The organism is Streptomyces sp. NPDC036813, assembly GCF_055609245.1.
This window is the reverse complement of record NZ_JBVJPV010000029.1, coordinates 36,087-57,786: the sequence shown is the minus strand read 5'-3', so window position 1 is coordinate 57,786 and position 21,700 is coordinate 36,087. Positions and strand designations below refer to the sequence as shown.

Below are 21,700 nucleotides of genomic sequence, written 5' to 3'. Positions count from 1 at the left end.
TTCACGCGCCCACAGCCTGACATCGGAAAGGTCCCCACCCATAACCACACCAACGACCGACCTGGCCATCAGTCACGACAAGCACCGTTGCAGTACTAACGCGCTACGCGTAGTGCGCTCGGGGTTGGTCGTGCGGTCGGAAGGACGCCGGCCACGATCAGGCGGGGAATTTCCGTCGCGCTCCGGGCGTGCCGGATGATCCAGATGCTGTCATCAATGTCGCGGTATCCGGCGGAGTGGTCACTGGCGTCGCCGACGAGGAGCAGGGCGAAGGGCGGCCCGGTCGCGGTGTAGTTGGCGGCCTGGGCGAGGTAGTCCCGTTCGACAGTCTCATGGGTTTTCCACCGTTTGGTGCGCCATTTGATTTCTGCGACGAAGCGGCTCGCAGGATCGGGCGTATAGATAACATCTGCCCGCCCGCCTGCGACGTCCCACTTCTCCCGTGTCACGGTGCCTGGCGGGAATAGGGGACTGATGTGCTGGTGGAAGTCGTCCTGGAGGTGTTTCTCGTTCCATGCTGCGACGGTGCTGTCGGCGTTCTTGCGCGTCGGCCCGAGGTAGGCGGTGCGCTCGCCGTAGAGGTTGGCTTGGGCATCGAACCGGTCGTAGAGGAATCGCAGAAAGTGCTCCAGCAGGGGAGTGAAGTAGTGGCTGTCGCGCGGCTTCCAGGCCGGGCTGGTCTTCAGGATGCCCAGCAGGGTCTCTAGGTGGGCGTCCACGCGGGCGTTGCCCGTAGGGCTGTAGCCCTTGGTGAGTTGCTGGGCGAGCTGGTCGAGCCGGTCAAGCTGGTCAGGGTCGAGGTCGTCGCGTAGCCCGGTGGCATCAGAACGGAAGAGCGCGGCAAGTGCGGGACGACCCTCCAGCGCTTTTCCCGGCACCGCCTCCTCCCGTGCCGTTTCACCAGCCAACTGCTGGCGCCGCCGGTGCACGGCGTCGTACAGCGTCTGGGCGTCGGGGTGGCCGGTGAACTGGGGGTCGTGAGCGAGGGCTTGTTCGAGCTGGTGCAGCAGGCCTTGGCTGCGCACGAACGGCGCTTCCACGGTCGGGCTGATCAGTGCCGTGAGGCCCGGGGAGTCATTGGCGGGGGCGTGGATGCTGCGACTGGCGAGATAGATCTCCAGGAGGTCGTTCAGGGCGTCGGCGGGGTTGTACCAGCTGGGCTGGTCCAGGTGTGTCTGTGCGGCGTTGAGGGTGGTGACGAGTCTCGACCAGGCGGTTTGGGTCAGACTCCGGGCGCTGAGCCAGTCGAGTTGGTGCATGCGGCCGGTCCAGGCGGCGAGGTGCGCGGCCGTGGTGTCCAGCTGGTCGGCTGCGTCGGCGAGTCGTTGCCGGGCGCCGTGGTCACCCGTCGGGTTCTGTTCAAGGTCGGTGAAGGCGAGGACGGCTTCGATGGCGGCGGCGTGGGCGCGGGCGTCCAGGCGTGCCTCGTGGGTGCGGTCGAGTTCGGTGAACCGCATCAGGGCTCGCTGCAGTTGTTCGTCGGCGGTGGTGCGGTCGGCGGCCTCCAAAGCGGTTCGCTCATCGGCCAAGGCAAGTTCGAAGCTCGCGTCGGCTCGGGTCGCCGGGTTCAGGTCGGGCTGATTCTCCAGGGCGTTGAGGACGTCGAGGAGGTGGTCGGTGTCAGCGAAGTGGTCGCGGGCGATGCCGATCAGGACCGGCAGACGGTCCAGGGCGTCGGCAGGCTCCGCGCCGGTGATCTCGGTGAGCAGCGCGAGCAGACGGTGCGGGGAGCCTCCCGCCACCGCCAGGCGCAGTAGGCCGGCGATCGCTGGCTGGGCGAGGGCCGCGTCGCAGTCACCGGCGAGCGCGTCCTCTGCGAGCGTCGCTAGATCTCGTACGGTTCGGTTGCCTAGCCGGCCGGCGAGCTCTGGCCGAGTGCACACGACGTCGAGCGCGTCAGCGAGAACCCAGGCCGAGTGAGGTTGGCGTAGGCCCCGAGCCGCAGCCGCGAGTAGGGGCGCAGCCTGTTCGGCCGGGATGGTGTCGAGGCCGTGGGCCAGCGCGGTGAGAAGATAGGGCAGCTGAGGCCCGGCGACCAATGTGTCCGCCTCAGCCATGACGGCGTCTGCCCCGCCGAGGTCCTCCAGGCGGGGTCCGGCGTCTAGTTCTTCATCGCTTGCCCGGCTGGCCCACTCTTGGAGGGCTTGGTCCACGCTCGGAGCCACTGTCCTCTCCTCTCTAATGGGCCCTGCCGGAAGCGAGCAGCTTAGAACAGGTGTTCGCTAGCGCGGGTGATGATGTGGTCCTTGGGCAACAGGCCTTCGACGAGGTCCGGCTGGGCGGTGGTAAAGACGACCTGGAGTTCGGGCAGTTCCCGCGTCAAGGTCTGCAGTTCTCCGATCAGCCTGCGGGCGGCGTCGGCCGTCATCTCTTCGGCGGCGATGGAGTCGATGAACAGGATCCCGGGGTGGGAGTCGATGTGCCGGGCAGCGCCGGCCCGCAGCAGGGCGATGACGGTGGCGACGCGCATACGTAGGCGGTCGCCGCGGCTGAGCTTCTTGAAGGGGTGCTTGATGCCTTCTTTGACGGGGTTGACGTTGCCATTGCGTTTGAGCGCGACGGAGTTCAGGTGCTGCACGCCGAACTGGTCGGAGAGGCTGACGATCTCGGAGTCCATGGTCGGGAAGAGGTAGTCCGCGGAGGCCTTCACCGTCGCCTCTACGAGTTGGTGCACCGCGCCGAGGACGTCTGGGGCGGCGGAGCCGGTCGGCATGTCCGGGGACGCGGTGCCGGTCGCAGCCAGTCGTCCCTTCAGCTCTGCAGCCTTCAGCTCGAGTTCACGAAGCCGCACGTGGGTGGGGGAAGCGGCGAGGGCGTTGTTCACGGCCTCGGTGGCCTGCTGGTGCGCGGTGGCGGCGGCGTCCGCGGCGGCCTGAACGGCGATGTGGTGGGCGTTCGCGGCGGACTCGGCTTCCTGCGCGGTGGTGATGGCGGTGGTGAGCTGTTCGAGTACGGCTTCGGCGATGTCCTCGGCGACCTCCGGCAGGGGGCGTGTGCACACCGCGCAGGTGGCTCGGTCCCGTTCGGCTGCCCGGCGCTCGTCACCTACCGGCTCTTCGCAGCGCGGGCAGCAACTTGGATTGAGACGTCCTAGCACCCGGCGCGCCTGCCATGTCTCCTCAGCGTCGAGCTGAGCCTGTTCCGCCCCCACGCGTGCGGCGATTGCATCGGCCAGGCCCTGCGCGGCATCGTTCAAGCTCATGCGGAGTCGGTGCAGTTCGTGTGCCGCCTGATCCGCCCGCTGCAGCAGCGGGGCGATGTCGGCCTCGGGAGCACCGCGCAGCTCCTCGATCTCCTGCTGCAGCATATTCAGCTGGACCTGCCACTGGTCGCGCTCGGCCGACCGCGCGTGCAGATCTCCCTCCGCCCGGCGCTTCGCCTGCCGCGTTGCCTTTGCCCGTCCCTTCACCGCGACGGACAGCTGGGCGTGGGCAGTGCTGTACGGGATGTCGACGAACAGCTCCAGCAACTTGGCGGGCAGGCCGGGCGCACTGACATCGCCCAGCAGAAGCTCGTCACCGCCGGCGTTGAGATAGCACGCACCGAAGTAGGCGGGCCATCCGTGAACCTGGGGCGCGCCCTCTCCGTCAGCACCGCCGGTGGCGCTCCACAGGCTGGTCCGTTCCATCCGTAGGGCATCCAGGAAGAAGGAGCCGATCACACGCTCGACGTCGTCGGCTCCCGAGCCCTTGGCGACCAGACGCAAGGGGTTGTCGTCCGCGGCAGTCAACAAGGCCTGGACGGTATCGGCGGTCAAGATGTCGACGCTGATCGGCGGAAGCAGACCGGGGATCTGCTCCAGAGTGATCCGAGTGGGCTTGCCCGCCACCACGAGGTCCAGACGCAGCGTGCGTACCCAGGATTGGACGCCCGGCGGCAGATCGCGCGGGGCGCCGCGCAGCGGCCACACCAACAACTCCAGCAGGCTGGTCTTACCAGCGCTGTTCGACGGGTGCACGATGGCCCAGATTCCCGGCTCGAAGGGCCAGTCGATGGTAAACGGCGCACCGTCGTACTTGGTCCCGTCGACGCGCAGGCGCAGAATGCGCAAACGCCGGTCCGCAGGGGCGGGCGTCGTCAAGGCGATGTTGGCCTCGGCAAGGGACCGCTCGACCTCGTGCTTGGCCACGTGCAGTCGGGTGGCGGCTTGGGTCAGAAGATCGTCGGCGGTTGGCACAACCGGTGGCGAAGCCTCGGGGTCCGGCTTGGTCACGACGCCTCCTGTCCGTCGGCTGGTGCACTGGGCTGGGGGGGTGCAGCGATGGCCCGCAGCGCTCGCAGCCTGGCCCGCGCCTGATCAGTGATCGGTGTGATGTATGACCCGATCGGGGTGTCGGCGTAGTCCCGCAACAGGTACTGGCGTTTCTTCAGCTGTGACCCTCCCAGCCCGTCAACCAATGCCACCACCTGCTGGGTCCGCTTCACGTACCAGGCGAGCGCTGGAGCCTCGGCCACGATGTTCACGGCAAGAGTGCGGCCCGCTTGCAACAGGTAGTAGCGGTGCTCGGCGACCTTCCGCTCCCGCAATACCTGCGTCTTTTTCAGCAAGCCCCGTTCGACCAGTACCGCGAGAGCGTCGTCGAGTTCCTCGAAGGCGCCGAAGCGGTGCCGCAGCATCGGGAATCGACGCAGGTCCGGCTCCTCGGAGGAGAGGATGTCTTCGGCCAGATCAAGCAGTGCCGGCTCATCCGGAGCCTTCTCGTACTCCGTCATCAGCTCATATGCCAGGTAGTCGGGGTAGCGCACCCAGAAATCGAGCTTTTGCAGCCGCACCTGCGCGCGCACCACACCCACGCACTCGGTCGGCACCTCACCGTCCACACCGGGTCGCGGTTCAAGGGCCGCCGCGTTGATCAGCAAGAGCATGCGCACCGCGTCCTGCCACCGACTCGCCCGCCGGATTCGCGATCCGCGCGTCATTCATCCCCCTCAAGGCCCGTTGTCCCCCATGACCGCCCGACGGCCCGCCCATGCCAAGCCCGCGCCCTCATGGCCCATTGGAAAGGGCTGGCAATGACCCTTCCCTAGTTGCGTAACCTTCTGCACACGCAGCGTAAAGCAAGTTCGATCACTGCGTCGACAGTGCGCACATTGTGGATCATCTCAACGGAGGCACTTTTCGCCAATGCTGCGAGAGTACGAGACCCCGAACGTCTACGCCCGGGGTCTCTCTGCGCTCTGGGATGTTCGACCGGTTAAGCCACCCGCCGACCCGAGCGACGTGGGCACAGGCCCTGGACGCGATGGAGAGCGTCCAGTCGGGCAGAGCACGCGAGGCAGCCGTGAACATGCGCCGAGTGCTGTCCCTCGCCGTGCCGCGAGCGGAGAAGGGGAACACGTGTCCACACAGTCCATCGAGGTGCCGGTGATCGCCGAGGTGGTCGGGGGCCACAAGGGGCGCCTCGACGACTTCAAGGGCGGTGTGGAGTCGATCATTCGGCTGCGCCCGGAGTACCCGGAGGAGACCCTGCAAGGAATCGAGGAGTTCTCTCACCTCCAGGTCACCTGGTTCTTCAACTTCGGCTCTCCCGAAGACGTTGCCCTCCATGCGCGCAGCCCACGGGACAACCCGGCATGGCCGGCCACAGGCACCTTCGTGCACCACAACCATCGGCGCCCGGCCCGCCTCGCGACCTCCTTCCCGCGGTTGCTCCACGTCGACGGACGGGACCTGCACGTCGCCGACCTCGACGCGGACGAGGGTACGCTGGTGGTGGATCTGGTGGCGGTGTTCAAGGAGTTCCTGCCGCGCGGCGCCGTTACCCAGCCCGCGTGGCCCAGTGAGATGCTGCAGGACTACTGGAGGGACGCCGCCGAGCGTTGACTCGGGGGACCTTCCGCAACCGTGACTGACGGCCGGGCCGTAGGTGTCCGAGCGGGCGCCAACGACAGCTGCGCGCAGTGCCGTACCGCGGACCGTCATCGCTCGGCGCCTTCGTCGGCGACCGTCTGCCGGGCTCTCGGCGGCTGCAGCCCAGGCCTCCGAGGCTGTTGCCCGGCCAGAACAGCCCAACTGCCGTCATCAGGAAGGCGTATTCAGAGGGCCCTGAAGAACTCAGTCGGTCGGCTGCCTGGCAGCTTTTTCACACGCCGCCTGAGCGGGATCCGAACGAACTGGCTGAGAGTTCGCCCTGGCCAACATCCGCGAGTTCTTCATCAGCGACCGTGACCTGAGCAGCGTCGCCAGTACGTACGATGAGTTGATAGCAACCCCGCGGATGCGGGGACGACACCGGCATCACCCGGCTCGGCGACAAGCACGGTGAGCAATCTCCGCGGATGCGGGAACGACAGTTCGTGCAATCTCCCGAATCTCCGACGTGCGGAGCAACTCTGCGCGTGCGGGGACGGCGCCGCGGCGACGCCTTCACGATTGATCTGGCAGGAGCACCGTCCCCGCGGGTGCAAGGAGGACACGGTCGTGGGCGGCTCCGCCCACGCCTTCGGGCCGCGGGGGCACGACATCGGCAGGACGTTGACGAAGAATCCGATGAGGGAGCAACCCCGCGGGCGCGGCGATGATCCGGTCCTGCTCGGGATCGGCGTCCGGCTCGGCCTCGCACCACCGTCAAGACAGCCTGAACCCGGTCGATCGGGGCCTGGCCGAGCTCGCGGTAGAAGGCCATGCGGCGGGCGCCGCTGAGCGGCTCGGCGATGCCGGGTTGCTCGTCGGAGTGGCTCTCGGCGCGTTCCCGGGCTACAGCAGTAGGGGCGCAGTCAGAGATACTGCCGCAGCCAGTCGGGCATGCTCGGCTCGTCAAGTCCCCAGGACTCCACGATTGATTCGTCCTTGTCCCAGACGTTCTCATCGCCATCGAAGAACTTCTGCCGGTGGCACTTGTACTTGACGACGGTGTCGCCTTCGAGCCGGTACTCGTGCCAGTAGTAGTTCTGCTTCCCGTAGCCGTTCCACTCCCGGGTCGTGTAGATCTTCGTCATGAAGGCGGAGTGTAGCCGGGGCGCTGAGGCGGCTTGCTCAGCGGCTGAAGCCGGCCGTGGCCTCTTTGGGCGGAGCTGTGAAGTACGGGACAGTCTCGATCTCCGAACCGCACTCCTCGCAGACCCGGGTCTCGACCGTCTCGGTATCGTTCAACGTGCCGGGCGGAAGTCATGGCGTGGTGCCCGGTCAAGGCGTGATCTTGACCGGGCACCGGGCACAGGCCTGCTTCAGTTGGTCTTCGTGTTGGTCAGGTGGGTCCCGATGTAGCCCACGATCACCTGACCTGTGATGCCTTGCGTGTCGTCCAGGAAGTAGATCCTCGGCGAGGTGCTGCCCTTGGAGCCGAGTTTCAGGTGGGCCTGCATCTCCTTGCGCCCCGAGGGGTCCACATCCTCGGGCACCGCGAAGATCCGTTCCGCGCCCCACCGGTTCATCGTCGTGTCGGACTCGGCTGGGGCAAACTGCTTGAGCGGCCAGTTCACCGCCCCCGGCCGATCCGACGTGCAGTGCTGGTAGAAGCCTCCGTTGAAACCCTCCCGGGCAGCCTGTGTGTAGGAGTCCAGCGCCCGGAGCGCGTTCCACGCCTTCGCCGCCCACACACGAGCCCGTTCCCCCTCGTCCAGTTCGAGCGCCTTGCTCCTGTCTGCAGTGACCAGGACCCCCTCGAAGTCGTCCAACCGCTCCCACAACTCCTCGAACGAGTCCGGCACTCCCCGGGGCTGGTCGACGACGACGGTGTCGTCGTAGCGGCCTGCATCGCGGAGCCGACGCCGCAAAATGTCCGCCTCAGCTCGCGCTCGCTCCACGTCGTCCAGGGCACGCAGGGCCTCCTCCATGTCCCCGTCCGCCCGTTCCATTGCGGCGTGAAGCTGCTCTTCCAGCGAGGCCACGGTCAGTGTCGACAGCTCGGCGGTCCGTGCTGCCTCCTTCAGCTCCTCGTCCGCTTGGGCGAGTAGGGCCTTGAGGTCTTCGACGTCCTTGCGCATCACCGTCAGCTCGTCGGACGGCCGTACCGTTGCCAGCGCGGCCTGCCGCTCCTGGCGGTGGCGCCGACTCGCGTCGTCGGGGAACGCGAGGGTACGCAACGCGTCAGGCAGCGGGGCCTCGGTGGAGATCCGCTGGACGGTTCGGGCGAGGCCGCGCCAGGCGTAATCCTGGGAGTCGCTCATCCGGGCCACGGTCAGGAACCGGTGACGGGAGGCATCCTTCGGCCATGCCGGATCCACCTCGGTCAGAAACGTCCGTACCGCGCCCGGGGCGACGCGGTGGTACTCGCCGATCGCCGCACGGAACGCATCGACGGCTTCTGTGTCCACGAGGAGGTACAAGGCAGCAGCGCCGGCACAGTCGCGCATTGCCTTCGCCATCCGCTCCGACCACAGCGGATCGGGGCGGAGGGGCCGAGCCGCGACGATCACGGGCATGTGCCGCGCGGGGTCGCAGAGCACGTCGATCAGAGCATCGACTCCTTCAGCGCTCACACTCTGGGCATCCAGGGTCAGCGGTGCCAGACCGTCGATGGGCTTCAGGTCCCGGACAATGTCGCGAACCAGGCCCGGTCGTACGGGGGTCAGTGGCGTGTCGTCGTTGGGAAAGACCTCCAGGCTGACCGAGAGCAGCGCAGAGGAGTCCTCGGACGCAACGGCGGTGATGGTAGTGCGCCACGTGGCGTCGGGCTTGTCCTCGCGCAGCTGAAGGCGTATCGCGTGTTCCGCGCCGTCTGCAAGGTAGGCGGCATGGTTGGTCAGGACCGACATCTGGTCGAGATGGTGATGTCCGGACGTGAGGGGAGCGCTGCCGAACTTGCGGGTCAGCCATCGAGAGCTGATTCGGCGAACGTCCCGGAAGGGGTTCTCGGAGTGCGGGACGGTGAGGATAGTTCTGTGGGCGAGTGGGTTGCCGCTGAGGTTCATGACGGTTCAGTTCCTCCTGGCGGAGACGCTGGCGGGTCAGCGAACAGACTGATCGCGGGGCTCGGGCGCATGGTTGTGCGGTCGAGCCCCGCGAGTGGGTGAGGACAGCGTCGGCACCATGACGTGGTGCCGACGAACCGTGTCAGAGCTGGATGGTCTCCGCAGGGGAGGGCAGGCGGCTCTGAATCAGCAGGCTCAGTCGCCGACGGCCGGCGTCTCCGCTGAATCCGGAGGCGACCGATCCCACGCGCCAGAAGTCAGCTCCCGAGCGGATCATCCGCTGACCGTCGTTGTCGACGGACTCGCCTTCGAGCGTGGGCAGTTCGGCCATCACCTCAGCGTAGCCCTCGGGCTGGCCGAGCCGTCCGCCAGTGCTCCGGACCACCTCGACCACCTGCGGCAGTACGCGGTGCAGGGCCACGGCCCCGTTGCCCTTCTGAAGGACGAAGTCCGACGCCTCGTCGAAGGGCTCGGGCATGACCTGCTTGATGCCGGTCCAGTACGCGTTGAGCACGGCGGCAACCGTCGCGGCATCCGCCCGCTTGAACGACGGCATGTCGAGCACGGGCTTGAGGGAGCGCGCGAACTGCGGCTTGGGGATGGTCACTCCGTCGCCGCGGGTCTTGCGCCGGTTGGCTTCCTGGAATCTGCCCTTCCAGGGGCCGTCCAGCTTCTCCAGCTCGTCCACCACGGCGTAGGCGCGGGTGATCCAGTCCTTGTCCTCTGCCGCGAGCATCTCCCTCAGCTCGGGGTCGTCCTCCGCCATCTTGGTCAGCAGTTGCCAGGCGAGGTCGGTCTTGACGCTTGCCGCGTTGGTGTTCACCTCGTAGAACTCGCGCATCTCCTCGCCCGGGTCGAGTCCGAGCGTGAGGCTGATGGGCACGGGAAAGTCCTCGAAGTCCTCCTGCTCGCTCAGCAACTGGTTCAGGCCGCCGGCGCGGTGCTGCCCGTCGTAGATCCACAGGGAGAGGTCGTCGGTGAACTCGATGCGCCCGGTACCGATCCAGTTGCCGCCTTTGAGGACCGCGTTCTCGTACCCGGACTGGTCGGCGTCCACAACGACGACCACACGCTCCGCGTCCATGTCGTCCTTGCGGATGTTGACGAGGAGCGGGTTGGGCATCCGCCCCCGCTTCTCGTCGTAGTACCGGGCCGCTTTGCGAACGCGCGCGGTGACCGGTGCCCGCTGGTAGCCCTCTCCGGTGTCGGGGTCGAAGATGTCGACCTCCTGGTGGTCCGACACCGTGACGGCGTCGGCGAACGCCTGGAGCATGCGCGTGCCCCGCTGCACACACAGAGCTCCCGCGATTCGAACAGTTGCCTTGTCCTGCTTGTCCATGCCGCTCCCCAGAGACCCACGAACGAAGATGACAATCCATCAGTCAAATCTAGATGCTAGATCTGAACTATAGATCCGTCAAATAGATCTGACGAATAGATCCGGACAGCGGCCCTCGCCGATCCTCGCTCTCGCTGCGCTCTCGACCGGGGATCGCCCGGCAGACGGTTCGTGACCGTCGGAGGGCACGCAACGGTGCCGACCGGATCAGCCACCGGAGCAACACCCCGCGGATGCGGGGACGACGGCGGCAACGTGGCGTAGATCATCGGTGCCGTCGAGCAACCCCCGCGCCCGCGGGGGTAGCTCCGCCATGTGGCGGGCGATGTCGTGCGCCTGCTCGTCGTCCCCGCGCCCGCGGGGGTAGCTCCTGAAAAACGATCGGCCCGGATGATCGGATGATGTCGTCCCCGCGCCCGCTGGGGTAGCTCGGCGGGCAGCGCGCCCGACCGCGTAGGTGCACAGTCGTCCCCGCGCCCGCGGGGGTAGCTCAACCACCCTGATCAGGAACTTGCTTGATCGCCGGTCGTCCCCGCGCCCGCCGGGGGTAGCTCCGCCACGATGGCCGTCACCGCCTCCGTCGACATGTCGTCCCCGCGCCCGCGGGGGTAGCTCCGCATATATGCACGTGTTGGGCTGACCGGGCCGGTCGTCCCCGCGCCCGCGGGGGTAGCTCGGCGGCGCGGCGCCGGCCGGGTTGGTACGTGGCGTCGTCCCCGCGCCCGCGGGGGTAGCTCCCAGGCCATCCGCGAGGCGGCCGGCGACGTCCAGTCGTCCCCGCGCCTGCGGGGGTAGCTCCGACCTGTACGACGAGGCGAGCCTGGCCCACCTGTCGTCCCCGCGCCCGCGGGGGTAGCTCCGACGTCACGCAGGCCATGACCGCGACGTCCACGTCGTCCCCGCTCGCGGGGGTACCGGCCTCGTCGCGGCCGATGGCCTGTTCTGACCGACCCCCCGTACGCACAACCCCTCTGGAGAGAGCCTGATGGAAGCGAACACCTGGGAGACCGTCGAGCGCCTGCGGAACTGGCTGGATTCGGAGAGCCCGGTGACGGGTGACACCGCGAAGGTCATGCGGGTGCTCAAAATCGGCGAGGAATTCGGCGAGGTCGCCGAGGCCCTGCACGGGGCGATGGGCGCGAACCCGCGGAAGGGCACCAGTCACACGTGGCACGACGTCCACGAGGAACTGTGTGACGTTGCGATCACGACACTCATCGCGCTCGCCTCGCTCACGCCGGACGCGCAGAAGCTGTTCGAGACCCGACTCCAGCGCATCGCTGACCGCTCGCTGACCTGAGCAGTCCCCTCAGCGGCCCCGCTCGTCTGCTTCCCCCGAGGCGGATGGGCGGGGCCTTTCGTCAGCGGGTGAGGGTGGAGACGCGGGCACCGAGGACGTCGGCGATCCTTAGCAGGTCGCCGTAGCGGGTTTCCTGGCATTACGTCAGAAGCTCTGGACGCCGCCCCGTTAGGGCGTGTATCGGAAGTGGATCTCGAGTGGAGAAGTAATGGGTGTGGGCGCCTTATGCCCCTATACTCTGACGGATGCAGCCCACGACGATCAGGCGCGCCGTCGCGCAGGATGCGCAGCGGCTTAGCTCGCTGATTCAGCAGTCCAGCGCCTATCAAGGGCAGTATGCCTCGATCATCTCCGGATACCGGGTCACAGAGGAGTACGTCGCCCGCCATGGGGTTTTCGTGGCCGTCGATGCATCCGACCAGATACTGGGGTTCTACTCCCTCGTGCTGGAGCCGACGGAGTTGGACCTGGCATTCGTCTCCGATGAGGCGCAGGGGCTGGGTATCGGTCGGCATCTGGTCGAGCACATGATCGTTCAGGCCGGGGAAGCCGGGCTGACCAGTGTGCGCGTGGTGGCCCATCCGCCGGCAGAGGAGTTCTACCGACGCATGGGCGCGAAGCGCGTGGGGACAGTTGCTCCATCGCCCCCGAAGGTTGCCTGGGAACGCCCGGAGCTGCAGTTCACCATCCCGACGGCGTTGCAGGCAATCACAGCCACTCGTTGATGGCCGCGACGATGACAGTCCCCTCGTAGCGCACCGCGAGCTTGTCGTACCTCGTGGCCACGGCCCGGTGCCTTTTGAGGCGATTGATCCCGCACTCGACCGCGTGCCGGGCCTTGTAGTCCTGCGGGTCAAACTTCGGCGGTCGGCCACCGCTGGAACCGCGCTTCTTGCGGTTGCGGACCTGGTCGACCTTGTCCGGGATGGTGCAGAGGATTCCGCGCCGCCGCAGGTAAGCGCGGTTCTTCCGGGAGGCGTACGCCTTGTCGGCGCGCACCCGACCTGACCGGGTGCGCGGCCTGCCCGGCCCGGGACGTGGGACATGGACCTTGTTCAGGACGGGCTCGAACAGCGGGGAATCACCCCGCTGCCCGGCCGTGATCACGATGGACATGGGAGCGCCCGAGCCCGTGGTCGTCCGGCTCGACGGCGACGCCACCGGGCGGCTCCTTCTGCAGCTCCCCCTTTTCCTCGCTCCGGCGGCGTGCTGGTGGGCTCGGCACACCGCGGAGTCGACGTTGATGTCCCAGGTGATCAGCTTTCTCGCATCGGCCCGGGCTGCAGCGCGGTGAAGATTCGATGCCAGGTGCCGTCCCGCTGCCACCGGCGGAACAGGTCGTGCGTCCGGCCCCACGGGTCCGTACTCGGCTGGCAGGTCCCGACAGGGGATGCCGGTGCGAACCCGGAACCGTATGCCGTCGATCAACTGCCGCCTGGCCCACGTCAGCGGCCGTCCGGGCTTCTTGCCCTCACCACGCCATGCTCGGCATCGCCCGCCTGCACAACCCCGCCCCGGCCAGGTAATGAGAAACGGCATGAAAGCGGCTCCACCGAACGCTGATGGAGCCGCTTTCATGTGCTACTACGCGCCACTCAGATGCACGGGACGCCTCCGGTGTACCCCTGGTACTTCAGCTGACCGGACCGGATCGCGTCGTGCAAACAGAGGTCGATGTTGGGTTTCGGAGGCTTCGGGGCGGCGGCGGTAGCAATCGCCGAAGGAGTCATCATGACTGTCGCTCCCACGATCACCGCCCCCGCCAAGGCTTTGCCGAACGTGTATTTCCACGGTTTCATGCCGTTCTCCTTGGGCCGAGACGAGAACGTCGCACGGTCCAGGACCAGATCAGCCCTCGGATGACAAGAATCACCGCGACGAAAGTGCCGCGCGTCTATGGCGACTGTCAGCACCCCATCTTGACAGTGGCATATGCCGAAACATGCCGTCAACGGTAGAGGCGCCCTCAATGGCGATCTCGACCGCCTCTAGACATCAGCCCGGAGCCAATGGGGCTTGCCGCAAGTGAGCGGATGCCCCGGAACACTGCGTGGGGGTGACTGGGGGAGACACGTGTCTCCATCTAGCTGCAGCCAGCAATTCGGCACGCTGAGCGTGGTGACCGGAGGGAGCTCGACGAGCTCGCCGTCAACATCGTGCAGCATCCCAGAGACCTGGATGGTCGGCGGAAGGCCGACCACCTCGGTCTGGGCCTCGGTGAGCTCCAACGTGAGGCCCAGCACGGTCCGGGCGGAGGCGTCGACCAGGCCGCAGCAGGTAGGGACCGCGTAGCCAGAAGCCGCCCGTGGCCTGCGGCCGGTACCGACCGCCGCACCGGACGCCAACGGCCGGGCCGTGTCCCGGCGCCTGAACACCCAGCCGTGAACATCCGACCCGCCGGCAGCTCGCAGTCCTCTACCTCGCCAGCCTCCAAGTCGCGGCAATCTTCCTCTGGGTCCGAACGTCACGGTACGGCCGGATCACCTATGTCTCAATTGATGCGATGTCACCCGCCGCCAGCAGTCCGAAGAGCTGGAGTATCTCCTCGCGGGCGACATCGTGCATTTCCCCCGGAGTTACCGAGTCCTCATCCGGGTTCTCCCAGACCAGCAGACCGCCGCCAAAGGCGCTGAGGCACCACCCGCTTTCATGGGTGAGTGAGACATCGGGGTGCTCGTCATCGGCCTGGGCCAGACCGTCCAGTACTCGCCTCATCGTTGCCGAGTCAGGCTCGTCGACCGTTGCGCCCATGACGTCGTACATGAAGTAGCTCATTGATCAATCCTCATGTGGTGATCCACGGGACACTGCCTAATCGTTCTTGGCCATGTCCCGGATGCGGCCGAAGTGGAGTTGGTGGGCCACGGTGACCGTGGTGGTGGGCCCGTTGCGGTTCTTGCCGATGATGAGGTCGACCTCGCCCGCCCGTGGGCTTTCCGGCTCGTGGGCGTCCTCGCGGTGCAGCAGGATGATCGCGCTGGCGTCCTGCTCGATCTGTCCGGAGTCGCGCAGGTCCGAGTTCTGCGGCCGCTTGCCCTCGCGGTGCTCGCTGCCGCGGTTGAGCTGGGCGCAGCAGATGACGACTGAGCCGGTTTCCTCCGCGGTGATTTTCAGTTCGCGGCTGATCTCGGAGACCCGTTCGTAGGGGCTCTGGCGGCCGTTGCGCTGGTCGGTGTCCATCAGTTGGAGGTAGTCGATGATCACCAACGGTGGTTGGCCGTTTTCCCGGGTGAGGGCCTTGATGCGGTGCCGCACGCGGCTTGGTGTGACGCGGGGGGCGTAGTCCGTCCACAGCGGCAGTTCCGACAGGTCGGGCAGGGCGCGCATCATGCGGGTCCAGTCGTCGTCCTCGAGGGCCGGGCCGCCGTCCATCAGGCGGTGCAGGCCGACGCGTGCGCGGGCGGCCATCACGCGGTTGAGGACTTCGGCCTTGCCCATCTCCATCGAGTGCAGAAGGGTCGGCCGCCCGGATGCGGCGTTGGCGAGGGCGACGCCGAGGGTGAGGGCGGATTTGCCCATGGCGGGGCGGCCGGCCACCACGATCACGTTGCCCGGCCGCATCTTGACCACCATGTCGAGGTCCGCCAGCCCGGTCACGGCCGCAGCCTCGATCGGTTCTTCCAGCGTCTTGAGGTGGTCGAGCAGGTCGTCGCCGAGGCGGCCGAAGTGCGCGTCGGCCTCACTCTCGCCGATGGCCAGGGCGTCGAGCTCGGCCTGGTGGGCGCGGATCGCGTCGGGCACCTCGATGGGCGCCACCTGCCGCGCGGTCTGCTGGGCACGGGTGAGAGCGGCGGTGTAGCGGCGCACCGCGAGGTAGCCCTGCACCAACTCGGCGTACTGCTCGACCAGATCCGGGCCACACGCGTCGGAGGCCAGCCGGGAGAGGCGGACCGGACCGCCGGCACGCCCCAGCTCACCGGTACGGCGCAGCTCCGCCTCGACCATCGGCACACCCGTCGCCCGGCTCGCCCCGTGCAACCGGACGATCGCCGACCACACCAGCTGATTCGCCGGCGACAGTGCCTCGCCGTCCTTCAGCACCCGGGCCGCATCGGCCACCGCGTCATAGGCCCCGGTCGCCATCAGGCAGGCCCCCAACACGCGGGCCTCGGCATCCGGACTCTCCATCAGCAGCTGATCGCTCATCGCGCCGCCCCCGCCCCCACCGTCACGCCCGGGTGCGCGCAACGGCGCATCGGCCCGTCATCGTCGTCGTCCAGGACCCAGCCCTTGGCGTCGCAGGCCGGGCAGGCGGCCACCAGGGCCAGACGCACCGCGGCCTCGCCGGCGCCCGGCGCGTTCTCAGCCTTCGGCTTGACCACGCTGTACAGGCGCAGGTCGTCGATCCAGCCCGGCAGGCACTTCGCCCAGGACGTCGCCCCGGCCGTGTTCTTCAGGATGTCCGCCTCCAGCAGCGCCCGCTCGGCGTCACCCATCTCCGCCAGCCCCGGCCAGCCCTGCGCCCGCATTGCGCGCAGCAGGCGCGGCGCGCACCGCACGGCGGTCGCCCGGCCGGCCTGCCAGCGCTGCATCCGCTGCAGGAAGCCCGCGGCCGCACCCAGCTCCTCGTCTGTGAACTCCGCAGCCGTCTTCGGCTGCTGCTTCCTCTGTGACGGGAGTGACGGCTCGGGGGCAGTGAGGGGGTTGGGGGAGGAGGAATCCTCCTCCTCCGGGGGGTGTGGGGGGTGGGAGACGGATCGCGGGTTTTCCGCCTTCCGGCTCTGACCAGGCGAATCGCGGGTTTCCAGATCGCGGGTTTTCCGCGATTCGGGTCCGGACTGCTGGTTCTCCGCGATTCGGCTCTGACCAGGCGAAACGCGGGTTTCCCGCGATTCGGTGGCGTCCGAAGTGCGGGTTTCCCGCACTTCGGGCCTGACCTGCTCTGTTGCGGCGATGCCCAGATCGATGTACTGCGCGTTGTTCGCAGGATTGCGGTAGACGCGGGTGACCCAGGTAGGGCGCTGAGAGGACTCATCGAAGACGGAAACGCGGGCCAGGTGGCCGGCGGCCGTCAGGCGTTTCGCGATGGCGTTGTAGCGGTCCTTGCCCATCTTCCAGCCACGGGACTGTAAGTCGGAGCGGATCGCCTCCATGGTTGATGGCAGGCGCGGGTCACGCAGCAGAAGTTCAGCCAGGACACCTAAGTCTTCCGGCTGGAGGCCAGGCGTGCGGACCAGCTCACGCCGAAGGATGACCTCCTCCGGCGGCTCCCAGCCCCGCTCAAGACGGCTGGCGCCGAAGTCATCGGCAGTCATCAGTTGGTACATCTCCCCAGGTAGGGGAGCCGCGAATAGCCAGTGTGACCTGTCCATATCCCAGAGTAGTGGCGTTGCGCGAACTGCTGCGCATACTCTTGGGTATAGGTGACCACGCGGGCCGCATGGCCCACGGCATCACCCGGCAGTCGAGGTCACCTCGCTGCTCACGACTCAGGCTTTCTCAGGGCTGGTGAGTCGATGCTGAGAAGCGGTCCCCGTTGTGGCGACGGGGACCGCTTCGGCATTTCCGGCCGTCATTCTTCCGCGGTCCATCGCCATCCGGTGGCGTGGAGTGCTTCTGCCTGCGCCCTGACGATGACGCGCAGTTGGTCCACGCCCACGGTCTCCTCGTAGTCGGCCTGCGCGGTGGCTTGGGCAGAGTGCTTGCGGTAGTAGCCGCCGGGCGTGGCGATCATCCAGCCGTCGGAGACGGCAGCGCACATCAGTGCCACCGCGATTGTCTCCCAGGCAGCCACGGGGGGCCACGCTCCAACGGCCAGGAGTAGCGGCCTGCGCACCGTCAAATGCTGGGCCAGGACCGGAAACCGATCTTCGTCATACGCGGCCAGCAGGGTCTCGTAGGTGAGCGGCCCTTCCGGCGGATCGTAGGGACCAGCCACGGTCGAGCCGTCTGGTAGCAGATCCAGGCCAGCCGAGACGCACCATCCCGCAGTGGGGTGCTCTTCCATGGCGAGGATCTCGCGAGTAAGGGTGCCCTCGGTGACCAAGTCGTCGGCGTCCAGGGCACGGACCAGTTCGCCCGTTGCCCGCGACAGGGCGAGGGTCCTCGTCGCGCCGGCGCCGCTCCGGCTGCCCATTCCCGGGGAAATCCACGGCTCCTTCGGCAGACGGTTGAGGGGCTTGCCAGTCGTGCCGTCTTCCTGCACGAGCCATTGCAGATCCCACCCCTCGGGCAGGTGCTCGCGTTCCGCCCGCACGGACTCGTAGGTCTCCAGCAGATAGGCGTCGCCGCCGTCGTACACGGGCGTGATCACGCTGATGATTCGCATTACCAGGGCCTCAAAGGGGTCACGTAGTGGAGCTTGATGCGGTCGGCCGGAAAGGGGATGTCCGTGACCTCCACGGCGTCCCCGCTGGTCGAGTAAGAGATCTTGCGGACGTGCATGATCGGCACACCGAGCGGGATGTCCTGCCTCTCCATCTCTTCGGCCGACGGCATGTACGCCGTGACCGTGTCCTCGATCCGCTCCACCTCGACGCCCAGGGTGTACAGCTGGTGCAGTGATCCACCGGGCCACGGCTCACGGTCTGGGTCGAAAAGCGCCGGGTTCTGCACGGCGAGGTCATGGGGCATGTACGACACGGACCGGCTCTCGCCTGCCCCCTCTCTGTGCCGCCGGGTGCCGATACGCCGCAGGACGAGGGCCCCGGGCTCCAGGCCGAGCACCTCGGCGACGTCGGCCGGCGCGGGCAACACGTCCAGCTTGACGTGATTCTCGTACATGGCCGACACCGGGATCTTGGAATCCAGCTCCGCGACGCCCGCTGTTCGACGCTCCTCCTCCGGCAGCAGAACGCGATCCTTTTCGATCTGGTACCGCGTGGTGCTCCGGACCTGATACATCGGCGGCACCCGCACGCGCGTCGTGCCACCAGCCTTACCGGAAAGCACGCCGCGCTCCTTCAGGAGCTGGACGGCCCGGGAGGCGGTGTTTTTGTTGACCCCGAAACGCTCAGCCAGGTCTGCGGTCTTGGGGATGGGATCGCCGGGGCTGAGGTCGCCGTTCTCGATCAGCGCCATGAGCCCAGCGACGACCTTCTGCGCACCTGTGGGGGCGCTGCTCGTCTGCTTGGTCATGGAGTCACCTTCCCAGATTCGACCCGTCACATCAACACCTTCCTAGGAAGGCGTTGACGACCCATCATCGATGTGCCACGATCACTCTACCTTCCTAGGACGCACCTTACGCACTAGGAAGGAACGCCCTCGGTGTGTCGGCTCACGTCCTGATCCGGCTCGGAGAGGAAGCGATCGTGGCTTGAGAACTCAACAGGGAACATCCGGATCTATGACTAGCCGACGTCTTCGAGTAATCGAAGCCGTCGTAGGTGAGTCCTCTGGTCAAACCGGCCCAAGTCCGCAGGGTGATGCGGACCGCCAGCCCGCAGGCGAGATTGCGGGACAGGCAACAGCGACAAGCCAGCCCTGCCGCGCTGCGCAGCATCGACTGCAATGAGCCAGCACCTTGTCCCATGCCGTCCTCACGGGCGGACAAGTGATCCAGCACGCGGTGACACAAGGGCAAAGATCGCGGACCCCGGGGGAAGCATCACGACCGGTTCGAGTCCGGTCCGGGGTACTGCGGCAACCCGCCGCATCGTGGCCGGCGATCCGGCCGCGAAATGGGTGACGGCCCCGGAAGGTCGGAGCTCCGGGGCCGTCTGAACACAGGAAGCGGAGCCACCTGTGATCACTAGCATGACATGTCCCGCGCCCAACACGGCCGTACGGGAGGCCGAGCGTCGTCTCGGCCAGCACCTCCTCGCCGTCGTCCACGCCCAGGACGCCGTCATCCCCGCCCACCGCCGAGTGCCGCGCACCGTCGCGGAGATGCGCGCCCGGCTGACCGCTCGGATGGCGGACGACGCGTGCCCGCTGTGCATGCGGTGGCAGTGCGACCCGAGCAACTGCCCGCCCGCGTCGGCGGCACCCGCCCCGGCCACGGTCACCGCGTCCGGGGGCGGTCAGTGCTCCGCCTGCGGGACGTGGTTCCTCGGCTGGAGCGGCGGTGTCTGCGGCCCCTGCCAGGCCGCCGGCCGCGGCTGATGCCCCACCTCATACACACGGCCCGGGCCGCGCAGCAACGCGCCGCCCGGGCCGCCCTCACCGTCGGCCCCGCGCACCCTTCCTTCTGCTGCCGGCCGCCGCGCTCGCCGCGGCGGCCGCGTGGGAGACAGGGCACCGCGTCGCCGACCTCCACCCCCCATTCCGCCTGAACGGAGACCACCGTGGACCGCTTCGAGGAGATGCTCGCCGCCGCTGAACAGGAGCGGCGCGAGCTGGAAGCGATGGACGCCAAGTACGAGGAGATGGACTTGGCCGAGTACGCGGCCGAGATGGCCGAGCTGGACCCCCGGGAGAACGGCACGCGGGACTGACCGCTCGTGCCGGACGACCTGTACGACCGCTACCAGCGAGCCGCCCGCGCCTACAAGGCACACCGCGAGGCCTGCGCCCAGTGCACCGACATCGCGCCGTGCCCCGACGGGATGCGCCTGTACGCGCCCCTGGAACGGCTGCAAGACGCCTACCTGACCGCGCTGCGCCGCCGCACCGGCCGCTGACCCACTGCTCTTTCATCCGCGAGACGAGGCATCGATGGACAACCAGGCCAGCCGGACCGCCGGCACGCACCACTTCATCCTCACGCTCCAGATGGCCACCGGAGGCGGCTTCTACATGGCCACCTTCAACGGCGACGTCACGCCGCCGCCCGGCTGGACGCGTGCCCAGATCTACACGGAGCTGCGCGCCGACTGCGCACGCTCCAACCCCCAGCTGAAGGACGCGAACACCGTCTTCTTCGCGCTGGAACGCAACGAGCTCTGACCGACGCACGAAAGAGAGGAGAAAGAGCGTGCTCAACACGTCGAAGTTGCCGACACTGAGCGGCCGTTCCCCGCGCGGGCTGGTCCTGGTCGTGCTCGGGGTCATCACCCTGGGCGTGGCCCTGCTGTCGGTGTACGTCAGCTACACCATCCTCGAGCCCCGCTTCGGCGCCTGGGCGGTGCCCACGGTCGGCGCGCTGGACGCCCTGTGGTGCGTCTTCCAGTCCACCGAGATCCTCGCCGGGAACAACCTCAAGCGCGCCCGCCGGGTGCAGGTCGCGGGCCTGGTCCTGACCCTGGTTAACGCCGCCATCCCGACTGCTGATCTGGTCCAGGCCGGGCACGGCGCGGTGGACCTGGCGGTGGTGCTCACCCCGGTCGCCATCGTCGCCACCAAGCTCGCCTGGTGGATCACGCTTCCGTCGCTGGGACGCAAGGTGTCCGAGCAGACCCGGCAGACGCTGGGCGGCGAGCGGCAGCAGGTCGCCGACCGCCTGGAGGCGATGGAGGCCGAGGCCGCCAAAAAGATCGAGTTCCTGGCGGCCGCGACCAACCTGGAAGAGCGCGTCGCGGCAGCGGAGACCACCTACCGCCTGTCCGTGCTCAAGCGGCAGCAGCGGATGGTCGAGAAGCTGCACAAGCAGGCCGAGGCCACTGCCAAGACGGTGGCGGACAAGCCGCTGCCCGCAGCCGTCGACGAGATCGTCTTGCCCACCCTGGAGTCCTGGGCACCGACCGTGCCCGCCCTGCCCGTCACGGCCCACCGTGACGCCTCCGGCTCCAACACCCTCGCTCTGGGCGCCGGGCGTGACGCCTCCGGTGACGGCGCCGAGGGCAGTCACGCAGGTCAGGACGCATCCGGCAGCGGCCGTCACGGTGAGCGTGACGGCGAGCGTGACGAGGACCGTGACGCCGTCGCGCTCGCCGACCTCGCAGCCGTCGCGGGCGTGCCCACCCCGCACGTTGGCGAGCAGCTGAGCGACGGCCAGCTCGACGTCGTGCTGCGCCACCTGCGCTACCGCGACGAGCCGCCCATGTCCTACCGCCAAGCCGGCGCAGCCTTCCGTGACGCCGGGTTCGTCGCCAGCGAGAAGCGGCTGCGCAAGGCCTGGGGCGCGCTGATGTCGAACGAGGAGGGCGTCCAGAGCGACACGGCCGGCGCTGCGGCCGGCGGCGAGGACGACCGCGACGAGCCCGAGGACGCTGACGCGGACGCCACCTGACCCCTGTCCGGCACCACCGGCGAGGGCCAGCCCGCGCGTGCGGTCTGGCCCTCTCCGCGACTGCCGGAAAGCGGAACGGAGTCGAGTCCAGCGTGCAGACCCGGTGAGTGACCCAGCGAGCGGACAGCGCGTTCGCAGACCTGGGGAGCAGACCCGG

21 protein-coding genes and 1 CRISPR repeat array are annotated in these 21,700 nt (G+C 67.9%); of the genes, 8 read left to right on the top strand and 13 right to left on the bottom strand.

The features are described from left to right. Nucleotides 1–95: 95 nt before the first annotated feature. From ACZ67Q_RS38005 to ACZ67Q_RS37995, 3 genes are all read right to left on the bottom strand, one after another. Complete coding sequence (locus ACZ67Q_RS38005; protein ID WP_471191773.1) at nt 96–2,057, bottom strand: hypothetical protein; 1,962 nt, start codon at nt 2,055–2,057, stop codon at nt 96–98. 149 nt (nt 2,058–2,206) lie between these two features. Next, nucleotides 2,207–4,213 (bottom strand): hypothetical protein, encoded by a 2,007-nt coding sequence (locus ACZ67Q_RS38000; protein WP_471191770.1) that lies wholly within the window; start codon nt 4,211–4,213, stop codon nt 2,207–2,209. Then, nucleotides 4,210–4,866, bottom strand: coding sequence for a hypothetical protein (locus tag ACZ67Q_RS37995; RefSeq protein WP_471191767.1), 657 nt, complete (start codon nt 4,864–4,866; stop codon nt 4,210–4,212). Before ACZ67Q_RS37995 ends, ACZ67Q_RS38000 begins: the two co-directional genes overlap by 4 nt. Nucleotides 4,867–5,338: 472 nt before the next feature. Here ACZ67Q_RS37995 and ACZ67Q_RS37990 point away from each other — a divergent pair, with 472 nt between their 5' ends. Beyond that, a complete protein-coding gene (locus ACZ67Q_RS37990) occupies nt 5,339–5,824 on the top strand; it encodes a TrmO family methyltransferase domain-containing protein (protein ID WP_471191764.1) in 486 nt (161 codons plus the stop codon). Between the two features lie 893 nt (nt 5,825–6,717). Here ACZ67Q_RS37990 and ACZ67Q_RS37985 read toward each other — a convergent pair. The 3 genes from ACZ67Q_RS37985 to ACZ67Q_RS37975 all read right to left on the bottom strand — a co-directional run bounded on the left by ACZ67Q_RS37985 (nt 6,718) and on the right by ACZ67Q_RS37975 (nt 10,192). Continuing rightward, a complete protein-coding gene (locus tag ACZ67Q_RS37985; RefSeq protein WP_471191761.1) occupies nt 6,718–6,939 on the bottom strand; it encodes a hypothetical protein in 222 nt (73 codons plus the stop codon). A gap of 228 nt (nt 6,940–7,167) precedes the next feature. Further along, nucleotides 7,168–8,853 carry a hypothetical protein gene (locus ACZ67Q_RS37980; RefSeq protein WP_471191758.1) on the bottom strand — a complete coding sequence of 562 codons (1,686 nt, stop codon included), beginning with the start codon at nt 8,851–8,853 and terminating at the stop codon, nt 7,168–7,170. A 142-nt stretch (nt 8,854–8,995) separates the two neighbouring features. Continuing rightward, complete coding sequence (locus tag ACZ67Q_RS37975; RefSeq protein ID WP_471191755.1) at nt 8,996–10,192, bottom strand: DGQHR domain-containing protein; 1,197 nt, start codon at nt 10,190–10,192, stop codon at nt 8,996–8,998. A 586-nt stretch (nt 10,193–10,778) separates the two neighbouring features. Then, nucleotides 10,779–11,051: a CRISPR direct-repeat array (repeat unit 28 nt; unit sequence GTCGTCCCCGCGCCCGCGGGGGTAGCTC). Nucleotides 11,052–11,177: 126 nt separating this feature from the next. On the opposite strand from ACZ67Q_RS37975, the gene ACZ67Q_RS37970 reads away from it, so the two are divergent. After that, complete coding sequence (locus ACZ67Q_RS37970) at nt 11,178–11,492, top strand: MazG-like family protein (protein ID WP_471191753.1); 315 nt, start codon at nt 11,178–11,180, stop codon at nt 11,490–11,492. 245 nt (nt 11,493–11,737) lie between these two features. Then, nucleotides 11,738–12,217, top strand: coding sequence for a GNAT family N-acetyltransferase (locus ACZ67Q_RS37965; RefSeq protein ID WP_471191750.1), 480 nt, complete (start codon nt 11,738–11,740; stop codon nt 12,215–12,217). On the opposite strand, the gene ACZ67Q_RS37960 is transcribed toward ACZ67Q_RS37965, so the two are convergent. From ACZ67Q_RS37960 to ACZ67Q_RS37930, 7 genes are all read right to left on the bottom strand, one after another. Then, nucleotides 12,201–13,031, bottom strand: coding sequence for an IS5 family transposase (locus tag ACZ67Q_RS37960; RefSeq protein ID WP_471191781.1), 831 nt, complete (start codon nt 13,029–13,031; stop codon nt 12,201–12,203). The two genes, ACZ67Q_RS37965 and ACZ67Q_RS37960, sit on opposite strands and share 17 nt — an antisense overlap. Nucleotides 13,032–13,087: 56 nt before the next feature. Beyond that, nucleotides 13,088–13,291 (bottom strand): hypothetical protein, encoded by a 204-nt coding sequence (locus tag ACZ67Q_RS37955; protein WP_471191747.1) that lies wholly within the window; start codon nt 13,289–13,291, stop codon nt 13,088–13,090. A gap of 685 nt (nt 13,292–13,976) precedes the next feature. Then, nucleotides 13,977–14,267 carry a hypothetical protein gene (locus ACZ67Q_RS37950; RefSeq protein WP_471191744.1) on the bottom strand — a complete coding sequence of 97 codons (291 nt, stop codon included), beginning with the start codon at nt 14,265–14,267 and terminating at the stop codon, nt 13,977–13,979. Between the two features lie 36 nt (nt 14,268–14,303). After that, a complete protein-coding gene (locus ACZ67Q_RS37945) occupies nt 14,304–15,638 on the bottom strand; it encodes a replicative DNA helicase (protein WP_471191741.1) in 1,335 nt (444 codons plus the stop codon). Further along, nucleotides 15,635–16,759: a hypothetical protein gene (locus ACZ67Q_RS37940; RefSeq protein ID WP_471191738.1), complete on the bottom strand. Its 1,125-nt coding sequence runs from the start codon at nt 16,757–16,759 to the stop codon at nt 15,635–15,637. Before ACZ67Q_RS37940 ends, ACZ67Q_RS37945 begins: the two co-directional genes overlap by 4 nt. Nucleotides 16,760–17,004: 245 nt before the next feature. Further along, nucleotides 17,005–17,760 carry a glycosyltransferase gene (locus ACZ67Q_RS37935; protein ID WP_471191735.1) on the bottom strand — a complete coding sequence of 252 codons (756 nt, stop codon included), beginning with the start codon at nt 17,758–17,760 and terminating at the stop codon, nt 17,005–17,007. Continuing rightward, nucleotides 17,760–18,569 carry a GntR family transcriptional regulator gene (locus ACZ67Q_RS37930; protein ID WP_471191732.1) on the bottom strand — a complete coding sequence of 270 codons (810 nt, stop codon included), beginning with the start codon at nt 18,567–18,569 and terminating at the stop codon, nt 17,760–17,762. The genes ACZ67Q_RS37935 and ACZ67Q_RS37930 overlap by 1 nt, the downstream gene beginning before the upstream one ends. A gap of 621 nt (nt 18,570–19,190) precedes the next feature. Between ACZ67Q_RS37930 and ACZ67Q_RS37925 the strand changes: the two genes are divergently transcribed. From ACZ67Q_RS37925 to ACZ67Q_RS37905, 5 genes are all read left to right on the top strand, one after another. Further along, nucleotides 19,191–19,538, top strand: coding sequence for a hypothetical protein (locus ACZ67Q_RS37925; protein WP_471191729.1), 348 nt, complete (start codon nt 19,191–19,193; stop codon nt 19,536–19,538). Nucleotides 19,539–19,720: 182 nt separating this feature from the next. Continuing rightward, on the top strand, nt 19,721–19,870 hold the full coding sequence (locus ACZ67Q_RS37920; protein ID WP_471191726.1) for a hypothetical protein: 150 nt from the start codon (nt 19,721–19,723) through the stop codon (nt 19,868–19,870). 6 nt (nt 19,871–19,876) lie between these two features. Next, on the top strand, nt 19,877–20,056 hold the full coding sequence (locus ACZ67Q_RS37915) for a hypothetical protein (RefSeq protein WP_471191723.1): 180 nt from the start codon (nt 19,877–19,879) through the stop codon (nt 20,054–20,056). Nucleotides 20,057–20,090: 34 nt separating this feature from the next. Next, nucleotides 20,091–20,321 (top strand): hypothetical protein, encoded by a 231-nt coding sequence (locus tag ACZ67Q_RS37910; protein ID WP_363269000.1) that lies wholly within the window; start codon nt 20,091–20,093, stop codon nt 20,319–20,321. Nucleotides 20,322–20,349: 28 nt separating this feature from the next. Beyond that, on the top strand, nt 20,350–21,543 hold the full coding sequence (locus tag ACZ67Q_RS37905) for a hypothetical protein (protein ID WP_471191720.1): 1,194 nt from the start codon (nt 20,350–20,352) through the stop codon (nt 21,541–21,543). The last annotated feature ends 157 nt before the right edge of the window (nt 21,544–21,700 follow it).

Coding starts and splice junctions, on each gene's coding strand:
- ACZ67Q_RS38005 (WP_471191773.1), bottom strand. CDS start 2,057: ATGGCTGAGGCGGACACATTGGTCGCCGGGCCTCAGCTGCCCTATCTT.
- ACZ67Q_RS37910 (WP_363269000.1), top strand. CDS start 20,091: ATGGACAACCAGGCCAGCCGGACCGCCGGCACGCACCACTTCATCCTC.
- ACZ67Q_RS37980 (WP_471191758.1), bottom strand. CDS start 8,853: ATGAACCTCAGCGGCAACCCACTCGCCCACAGAACTATCCTCACCGTC.
- ACZ67Q_RS37995 (WP_471191767.1), bottom strand. CDS start 4,866: ATGCTCTTGCTGATCAACGCGGCGGCCCTTGAACCGCGACCCGGTGTG.
- ACZ67Q_RS37935 (WP_471191735.1), bottom strand. CDS start 17,760: ATGCGAATCATCAGCGTGATCACGCCCGTGTACGACGGCGGCGACGCC.
- ACZ67Q_RS37950 (WP_471191744.1), bottom strand. CDS start 14,267: ATGAGCTACTTCATGTACGACGTCATGGGCGCAACGGTCGACGAGCCT.
- ACZ67Q_RS37970 (WP_471191753.1), top strand. CDS start 11,178: ATGGAAGCGAACACCTGGGAGACCGTCGAGCGCCTGCGGAACTGGCTG.
- ACZ67Q_RS37960 (WP_471191781.1), bottom strand. CDS start 13,031: ATGCCGTTTCTCATTACCTGGCCGGGGCGGGGTTGTGCAGGCGGGCGA.
- ACZ67Q_RS37985 (WP_471191761.1), bottom strand. CDS start 6,939: ATGACGAAGATCTACACGACCCGGGAGTGGAACGGCTACGGGAAGCAG.
- ACZ67Q_RS37940 (WP_471191738.1), bottom strand. CDS start 16,759: ATGTACCAACTGATGACTGCCGATGACTTCGGCGCCAGCCGTCTTGAG.
- ACZ67Q_RS37945 (WP_471191741.1), bottom strand. CDS start 15,638: ATGAGCGATCAGCTGCTGATGGAGAGTCCGGATGCCGAGGCCCGCGTG.
- ACZ67Q_RS37930 (WP_471191732.1), bottom strand. CDS start 18,569: ATGACCAAGCAGACGAGCAGCGCCCCCACAGGTGCGCAGAAGGTCGTC.
- ACZ67Q_RS37955 (WP_471191747.1), bottom strand. CDS start 13,291: ATGAAACCGTGGAAATACACGTTCGGCAAAGCCTTGGCGGGGGCGGTG.
- ACZ67Q_RS37925 (WP_471191729.1), top strand. CDS start 19,191: ATGACATGTCCCGCGCCCAACACGGCCGTACGGGAGGCCGAGCGTCGT.
- ACZ67Q_RS37965 (WP_471191750.1), top strand. CDS start 11,738: ATGCAGCCCACGACGATCAGGCGCGCCGTCGCGCAGGATGCGCAGCGG.
- ACZ67Q_RS37975 (WP_471191755.1), bottom strand. CDS start 10,192: ATGGACAAGCAGGACAAGGCAACTGTTCGAATCGCGGGAGCTCTGTGT.